The organism is Klebsiella sp. NPDC088457 (assembly GCF_044900465.1).
GTDB lineage: Bacteria > Pseudomonadota > Gammaproteobacteria > Enterobacterales > Enterobacteriaceae > Klebsiella.
Genome location: NZ_JBJDNH010000082.1, coordinates 1 through 8,237 on the forward strand (window position 1 = coordinate 1; position 8,237 = coordinate 8,237).

Annotated in this window: 6 protein-coding genes and 2 pseudogenes; 4 read left to right on the forward strand and 4 right to left on the reverse strand. The window is 59.7% G+C overall.

Features of this window, described 5'->3' with window-relative positions:
• From ACI2JR_RS27275 to ACI2JR_RS27285, 3 genes and pseudogenes are all read right to left on the reverse strand, one after another.
• Window positions 1–178, reverse strand: a pseudogene (locus tag ACI2JR_RS27275) (cytochrome C biogenesis protein CcdA); the annotation flags it as partial.
• An 84-nt stretch (window positions 179–262) separates the two neighbouring features.
• On the reverse strand, window positions 263–1,870 hold the full coding sequence (locus tag ACI2JR_RS27280; protein ID WP_462479983.1) for an FGGY-family carbohydrate kinase: 1,608 nt from the start codon (window positions 1,868–1,870) through the stop codon (window positions 263–265).
• Window positions 1,871–1,901: 31 nt separating this feature from the next.
• Window positions 1,902–2,651, reverse strand: a complete 750-nt coding sequence (locus ACI2JR_RS27285) for an SDR family oxidoreductase (RefSeq protein WP_462479984.1) — start codon at window positions 2,649–2,651, stop codon at window positions 1,902–1,904.
• Window positions 2,652–2,919: 268 nt separating this feature from the next.
• Here ACI2JR_RS27285 and ACI2JR_RS27290 point away from each other — a divergent pair, with 268 nt between their 5' ends.
• Window positions 2,920–3,930: a LacI family DNA-binding transcriptional regulator gene (locus tag ACI2JR_RS27290; protein WP_132725360.1), complete on the forward strand. Its 1,011-nt coding sequence runs from the start codon at window positions 2,920–2,922 to the stop codon at window positions 3,928–3,930.
• Between the two features lie 30 nt (window positions 3,931–3,960).
• On the opposite strand, the gene ACI2JR_RS27295 is transcribed toward ACI2JR_RS27290, so the two are convergent.
• The gene (locus tag ACI2JR_RS27295) at window positions 3,961–4,902 is read right to left on the reverse strand and encodes a sugar-binding transcriptional regulator (protein ID WP_132725357.1); all 942 of its coding nucleotides are present in this window, start codon (window positions 4,900–4,902) and stop codon (window positions 3,961–3,963) included.
• A gap of 241 nt (window positions 4,903–5,143) precedes the next feature.
• On the opposite strand from ACI2JR_RS27295, the gene dalD reads away from it, so the two are divergent.
• The 3 genes and pseudogenes from dalD to ACI2JR_RS27310 form a co-directional block, all read left to right on the forward strand.
• Window positions 5,144–6,511, forward strand: coding sequence for a D-arabinitol 4-dehydrogenase (gene dalD / locus ACI2JR_RS27300; protein ID WP_132725354.1), 1,368 nt, complete (start codon window positions 5,144–5,146; stop codon window positions 6,509–6,511).
• A 9-nt stretch (window positions 6,512–6,520) separates the two neighbouring features.
• Window positions 6,521–7,990, forward strand: a complete 1,470-nt coding sequence (xylB, locus tag ACI2JR_RS27305; RefSeq protein ID WP_462479985.1) for a xylulokinase — start codon at window positions 6,521–6,523, stop codon at window positions 7,988–7,990.
• Between the two features lie 69 nt (window positions 7,991–8,059).
• A pseudogene (locus ACI2JR_RS27310) lies at window positions 8,060–8,237 on the forward strand (cytochrome C biogenesis protein CcdA); the annotation flags it as partial.

Below are 8,237 nucleotides of genomic sequence, written 5' to 3' on the forward strand. Positions count from 1 at the left end.
TGAGGCCATACAGGGTAAAGGCGAAAGAGGCCTGGGCCGGGGTAAAGCCCAGCTCCTTGATATAGTGCGACAGGAAAGCCAGCTCAAAGCCGTCGCCGGTCATAAATACGGCGATGGCGATGTATCCCCATAGCAGATTCAGCGGCAGACCGAACCACTGTTTATTATTTACGGACATAATAACCTCGTTTTCAGGGTACAGAAGACCACTCCGGTGCGGGCACCGGAGGGTTTTTATGCTTACAACGGTCGGAGCGGGCGGTTATTCCCGGATCAGCCGGGCGGTTTGCTGTAGCGCCAGATAAGCCTCGTAGCGGCGTTGATGCAGCGGCTGAACATGCGTCGCACAGCGGTAGGTTTTATCCACCCGGGTAAATTGTTGCATGGCTTCCGGCAGCGAAGCGCAAACCTGGCCGGCGACGGCGCCAAGAATTGCCGAACCCAGCAGCACCGGTTCGCGACACAGGGTGCTCACGATGGTCATCCCGCAGGCATCGGCCAGCAGCTGGCGGACCAGCGGATGTTGCCCGGCGCCGCCGCTGATGACGATGTTTTCGCTTTTAATCCCGCAGGCGCTCTGCGCATCCAGAATCTGCCGCAGGCCGTAGCCGATTCCGCATAGCCCCGCGACATAGAGCGCTATCAGATTATCCAGATCCCGCTCCATGCCCAACCCGGCAATAACCGCTTTGGCGTCCGGGTCGGCCAGCGGGGCGCGGTTGCCTAAGAACTCCGGCACCACGTGGAGCCCGGCGGCGAGGTTGACGGCCGCCGAGGGATCGCCCACCTGAGCCAGCACCCGGTCAGCGAGATATACCGGCAGCGGTACGCCCGCCGCCTGGGCCAGTTCGCGCGCCTGCGCGGCGGCGGGATGGAAGCTTAACAGCTGGTCGATAGCGGCGCCCGCCGCGCTTTGCCCCCCTTCGCTGAGCCACAGCCCCGGCACCATGGCGGAATAGTAAGGTCCCCAGACGCCGGGCACGAAGACGGCATCCGGGGTGGTGGTCATGGTGCAGGAGGAGGTGCCGAAGACATAGGCCATATTGCTGACCGCGCCATTGAGGACGCCGACGGTGCCGATGCCGCCGGCGTGGGCATCAATCATTCCGACCGCTACCGGCGTAGCGACCGGCAGGCCCATCTCCTGCGCGGCGGCGGCGGAGAGACCCTGACCGCAGGGGGTTCCCGGGTCGACAATACGTTGGCCGATACGGGCAAAACCGTCGTCGGCCAGGTCGCCAAGGCCAATCTGGCGGAAATAATCGGCATCCCAGCGCTTTTCATGCGCCAGATAGGTCCATTTGCAGGTGACGGTACATACCGAGCGGGCTAAGTCGCCGGTGGCGCGCCAGGTCAGGTAATCCGCAAGGTCGAAAAAGTGCCGCGCCTGCGCGTAGATATGCGGCCGGTTCTCCTTGAGCCACAGTATTTTCGGCGTTTCCATCTCCGGCGAGATCGTCCCGCCGACGTACTGCAGCACCGCATGTCCGGTGGCATTAATCTTTTCCGCCTGGCCGCTGGCGCGGTGATCCATCCAGACGATGATGTCGCGATCCGCATCCTCGGAAGGCCCGACGGCCAGCGGCGTCGCGTTTTCGCCGACCACCACCAGCGAACAGGTGGCATCGAAACCAATCCCGGCAACCGAAGACGGCGATGCGCCGGAGTGGGCTACCGCGGTTTTAATGCACTCGCACACCGCCTGCCAAATCTCGCGGCTGGATTGTTCCACCACGTTTCCCGCGCTGCGAAACAGCGTGATTTCCCGCGTGGCGTGGGCGAGGAGTTCACCGTTAAGGTTGAAGATGCCGGCACGTACGCTGCCTGAGCCAACATCGACGCCAATAATGGTTTGTGTATCGTCATTCATAAAGCATCCTTAAGCCTGCCGGGTTGAAGGGTCAGAGATCCACGCTGTTAGGCAGGATGACGAGATCGCGTACGGTCACGTTTTTCGAGCGCGTCACCATAAACAGCACCGCCTCCGCGACCTCGATCGGTTGCATCAGGCTGCCGTTCGCCAGCGCCTCTTCCATTTTTTCTTTCGGCCAGTCGTCGAGCAGGGCGGTGACCACCGGGCCTGGCAGAACGGCGCCGACGCGGACGCCATACTGCGAAACCTGGCGGCGGGTGGTGTGCACAAACGCCTGCACGGCAAATTTTGAGGCGGTGTAGATCGGTTCCCAGATAACCGGCACCACGCCGGCGATGGAGCTGGTGAAGATGATGTCGCCGGATTTTTGCGCGATCAGGTGCGGCAGCACGCTACGCACGCAGCGGAAGGCGGCGTTGGTGTTGAGATGGAGGACGCGATCCCAGACGTCCGGGTCGCCTTCGGCCACCGGCCCGCCGATATAGGCGCCGGCGTTGGCATGGAAAATGTCCAGCCCCCCGGCGAGGTTCAGAATGCCGGCCAGCAGGTTGTCGACCTGGTCGGCCTGCATTAAGTCAACCTGCAGGGCGAAGGCGTTGTCGCCGAGTTCAGCGACAATCTTCTTTAACTTTTCGCCTTCGCGGTCGATCAGCACCACTTTGGCGCCCGCGGAGAGCAGGGTCCTGGCGCATTCGAGGCCGATACCGGACGCTGCGCCGGTGACGGCGGCTACTTTACCATTGAGAGAAGTATTCATAGAGGATACGGAGTGGTTCATTTTATAATCCTTCATTGAGTCTGTTTTGGGCAGTCGATCTGGTCCTCGATAAGCATGGGCCAGCGTTGATGTTATGCACAAAATATTGTTAAGGTTTTGAATATCAGCATCATTTATTTCAATGCGCTGTAAATTGAGCGATGAGTGGCTAAACAGGCCATAGAGCATAATGGTTGCTCAATCGATGAAGCTAATGTTGCGCCAGCTTCATCGATTGAGCAAGTGGGGAAATTAACAGCGAAATGAATTTGTGACGCAAGTTGGGAAAATGAAAAAAATCACTATCTACGATCTGGCGGAATTATCCGGCGTCTCGGCCAGCGCGGTGAGCGCGATCCTCAATGGCAACTGGAAAAAACGCCGCATCAGCGCAAAACTTGCGGAAAAGGTCACGCGGATTGCGGAAGAGCAGGGCTATGCGGTCAACCGCCAGGCCAGCATGCTGCGCAGTAAAAAATCCCATGTGATCGGCATGATTGTTCCCAAATACGATAACCGTTACTTCGGCTCGGTTGCGGAAAGCTTTGAAGAGATGGCGCGCGAGCGCGGTCTGCTGCCGATCATCACCTGCACCCGCCGCCGCCCGGAGCTGGAGATCGAAGCGGTGAAGGCGATGCTCTCCTGGCAGGTGGACTGGGTGGTGGCGACCGGGGCGACCAACCCGGATAAGATCGCCGAACTGTGCCAGCTGGCGGGCGTTCCTACCGTCAATCTCGACCTGCCGGGTTCCCTTGCCCCTTCGGTGATCTCGGACAACTACGCCGGAGCGAAAGCGCTGACCGATAAGATCCTCGACAACAGCGTCAGGCGTTACGGCAAACTGGCGCCGCTGACCTTTGTCGGCGGACGCAGCAGCGATCACAACACCCACGAGCGTCTGCGCGGTTTTCGCGATGCGCACCGCGAGCGCGGTTTAAACGTACCCGACGAGAACGTGCTGGCCCCCGGTTACTCGAAGGGGAAAGTGGAGGCCTGTATGCAGGCCCGGTTCAGCACCCCGGATGAGCACCTGCAGGGGCTGTTCGTTAACTCGACGATTTCCCTCGAAGGGGTGGTCAGGTGGCTGGCGCAGCTGGGGTTAACCGGCACCGAGCAGCCGCCGATGGGCTGTTTTGACTGGGACCCCTTTGTTTACCTGCTGGGGCACGATATTGACATGGTGCAGCAGAATGTCCCGGCGATGCTCGAAGCGGTGTTTAGCATTATTGATTCCGGCGATGTCAGTCAACAGCGGGTCGAAATTCCGCCGCTGCTGATCGGTAGCCGCGACCCTATCTGAGACGCTCCCCGGCGGCAGCGGAGGCTGCCGCTAGCGCGTCAACAGCCAGCGGGCGGTGTGTTCATCGGTCACCAGCCCGTTGATCCAGCCACCTTTTAGCGCCGCCAGAATCGCCGGGCGTTTATATTCTCCGCAGGCCACCGCTATGCGCGGGCACTGATTCTGGCGAATATCATAGCTGGTGATCATCCGGTTGATATCGCTCGCCACCACGCCGCCGTCGGCATCAATGAAGCGGCCCAGGATTTCGCCAATCCCCCCGCGCGCGGTCAGCTCGTCCAGCTGCGCCTGGTTGATAAAGCCGTCTTTGAAGATCGGGCTGTGGGTGCCCAGCGGGCCGATGCCAACGAAAATCACATCCGCCTGCTGGGCCACGCCTGACACGTTGCGGAACAGGCGGCTGGTGCACCACATTTCATGTTCATCCCTCGTTTGCGCGTAGCGCGGCGCCGGCCATTGGTAATATTTGGCCTGAATTTTTCGCGCCAGCAGCAGGGGGACATCGTCGTAGTAGTTACACTGTCCGTCGGCGTCCATGGCGCTAATCAGGGCCACGCAGCGCGTATTCAGGCTGTCAAAGTCGATCCGCTGCATGGTTTTTTTCAGCGTCAACCCGGAGCCGATTCCGATGATCTTCACCTTATCGTCCTGCAGATAGCGGGCCATCAGCTGGTAACAGCCAAACGAGACGCTGTCGAGGGTGCTCTCTTCACTATAGGCGGGAACGATATTGCAGTCGATCAGCCGGTATTTTTCCTGCAGCAGCTGGGCGTAGTCGAGGCAGTTGGCCACCGGGTGATGCAGGCCAATCGAAACAATTCCTTCCTCTTTGGCGGCGGCGATCAGCCGCTGGACCACCGGCCTTGAGGTACCCAGCTGGCTGGCGATCTCGCTTTGGTTGAGACCGGCGATGTAGTACATCCACGCGGCGCGGACCTTCTGATCCAGCCTGATGTCATCTTCTTTACTCACGATTCCCTGCCTCACATGTGCGGTCACCCCGGGATACTCTCCCTGGCCGGCGTTAATTCGGCCTGCGACCCGAATTTTAGGGTATAGCCGCATTCTCGCTGCGGTTTAGCATTCTGGCAAGCTTTCGCTCTCTTCTGGTCATTTGTAATTTTATTGGGTGATTGCTCTTTTGTGATCTATGGATCTTATTTGGGTCAAATGATCATCTACAGTGAGTCACATCACTCAAGGAGATCAGAATATGAATCAGCAATTCACATGGCTTCACATCGGTCTGGGTTCTTTTCATCGTGCGCATCAGGCGTGGTATCTGCACCGGCTGATCGCCTCCGGCGATAAGCGCTGGCATATCGCCGCGGGCAATATTCGCCCGGATGCTGAACAGGTGGTGCAGGCGCTGGCCGCCCAGAACGGGCGCTACGTGCTGGAAACCGTCAGCCCGGAAGGCGAGCGCGAATACGAAGAGATCGCCTCGATTCAAAAACTGCTGCCGTGGCAGAAAGGGCTGCAGCCGCTGATTGCGGAAGGGGCGAACCCGCAGACCAAAGTGATCGCCTTCACCGTGACAGAAGGGGGCTACTACCTGAATACCAGCCATAAGCTGGAGACCAGCAACCCGGATCTTATCAGCGACCTGCAGGGCGACTGCAAAACGATATACGGCACCCTCGCGCGTATTCTTGAAAAACGCATGGCGGATAACGCCGGGCCGCTGACTCTGCTCAACTGCGATAACGTCCGCCACAACGGCGAGCGCTTTCACGACGGGCTGGTGGAGTTCCTGCAGCTCACCGGCAAACACGAGGTTATCGCGTGGCTGGCGGCCAATGCGACCTGTCCAAACACCATGGTTGACCGCATCACGCCGCGCCCGGCGGCCGATCTGCCCGCGCGCATCAAAGCGCAAACCGGCATTGATGATAAAGCGCCGGTGATGGGGGAAACCTTTATTCAGTGGGTGGTTGAGGACAATTTCCGCGACGTGCGTCCGAACCTGGAGGCCGTGGGCGTTGAGATGGTCGAGTCGGTTATCCCTTACGAAGAGGCGAAAATTCGCATTCTGAATGCCTCGCACAGCTGCATTGCGTGGGCAGGCACCCTGATCGGCCAGCAGTATATCCACGAAAGCACGTTGACCGATTTCATCTACGCCATCGCCGACCGTTACGTCAGCGAAGATGTCATTCCTTGCCTCGGCGATAACGGTATCGATCTCGCCACCTATCGCGATGTGGTGCTTAAACGCTTTACCAACCCGTATATCCAGGACACTAACCAGCGGGTGGCGGCGGATGGTTTCTCAAAAATCCCGGCGATGATCGCCCCGACGTTGCAGGAGTGCTACCAGCGCGGCGCCCGCCCGGAAGCGACCGCCATGCTGCCAGCGCTGTTTTTTGTCTTTATGGAGCAGTGGCACAAGGGCACGCTGCCGTATGAGTACCAGGACGGCATCCTCGATGCCCAGGCGGTACATGCCATGTTTGAATCCAGCGATCCGATTGCCCGCTATGCCAAAGACCGGGCGCTGTTTGGCTCCCTGACAGAACGTGACGATTTTCTGGCGCTGCTGCGCGAGAAGATTGCCGCCGTCTACACGCTGATTAAGTAAGAGGTGGCTATGTACTTAGGGATCGATCTCGGTACCTCGGAAGTCAAAGCGCTGGTCATTGATGAGAATTATGAGGTTGTCGCCAGCCATAGCGCGCCGCTGACTATTCAGCGGCCCCATCCTCACTGGTCAGAACAGGCGCCGCAGGCATGGTGGGAAGCCACGGAATATCTGATGACCATCCTGCGGGAAAAATGCGGCGATCGCTGGTCGGCGATCAAGGCGATAGGCCTCTCCGGGCAGATGCACGGCGCGGTGATGCTGGATAGCCACGGGGAAGTGATTCGTCCGGCCATTCTGTGGAATGACACCCGCTGCGCCGAGGAGTGTCGTGAGCTGGAAGAGATGGCCCCCGAACTGCATCAGGTTGCCGGAAACCTGGCGATGCCGGGATTCACCGCGCCGAAACTGCTGTGGGTGCGCCGCCACGAACCGGCAAACTTTCAGCGTACGGCAACGGTGATGCTGCCGAAGGATTACCTGCGCTACAAAATGACCGGCACAAAAATCTCCGACATGTCGGATGCGGCCGGCACGCTGTGGCTGGACGTGGCGAAGCGCGACTGGTCCGATGCGCTGCTGGATAAATGCGGCCTGTCGCGCAGCCATATGCCAGCACTGGTTGAAGGCTGCGACATTTCCGCAACCCTCGACCCGCAGGTGGCGGCCCGCTGGGGATTAAATGCCTCGGCGGTGGTGGCCGGCGGCGGCGGGGATAACGCGGTGAGCGCGATTGGCGTCGGGGCGGTGTCACCGGGGGATGCTTTTATCTCGCTGGGGACCTCTGGCGTCCTGTTCGTGGTGACCGATGCTTATCGCCCGGCGCCGCAGTCGGCGCTACACGCCTTCTGCCACGTCTTACCCAACCTGTGGCATCAGATGAGCGTGATGCTCAGCGCCGCCAGCTGCCTGCAGTGGTTCTGTCGTTTAACCAGTACCACCGAAGTCGCGCTGCTGGAGGAGATTGCCCAGCTTAGCGCGGAAGAGAAAGCCAATGCGCCATTCTTCCTGCCGTATCTTTCCGGGGAACGCACGCCGCATAACGATCCGGATGCGCGCGGTATGTTCTGGGGGATGACCCACTCCAGCCTGCGGGCACAGCTGGGCTATGCGGTGCTTGAAGGGGTGAGCTTCGGCATCAACGATGGACTGCAGGTTCTGAAGGAGAGCGGTACCCGCATTGAACGCTGCTCGCTGGTCGGCGGCGGGGCGCGGAGCCCGTTCTGGGCGCAGCTGCTGGCGGATATTCTCGATATGCCGGTGGTGACGCATAAAGGCGGTGAAACCGGCGGGGCGCTGGGGGCGGCGCGGCTGGCCTGTCTGGCGGCAGGGAAACCGCTCGCCGCGGTGTGTGAAAAACCGGAGGTCTATCAAACCTGGCGCGCCGCGCCTGAACGCCATCGCCCCCTGATGCAGCGCTATGCGCAATTTAAGGCGCTGTATCGCAACGACCTGAATTACCGACATCACGCATTTTAATAAGAAAAAGTCCTCCGGTGCCCGCACCGGAGTGTCTTCCCGTACCTGTACCCTGAAAACGAGGTCATTATGTCCGTAAATAATAAACAGTGGTTCGGTCTGCCGCTGAATCTGATATGGGGATACATCGCCATCGCCGTGTTTATGACCGGCGATGGCTTTGAGCTGGCTTTCCTGTCGCACTATATTAAGGAGCTGGGCTTTACCCCGGCCCAGGCCTCTTTCGCCTTTACCCTGTATGGCCTCG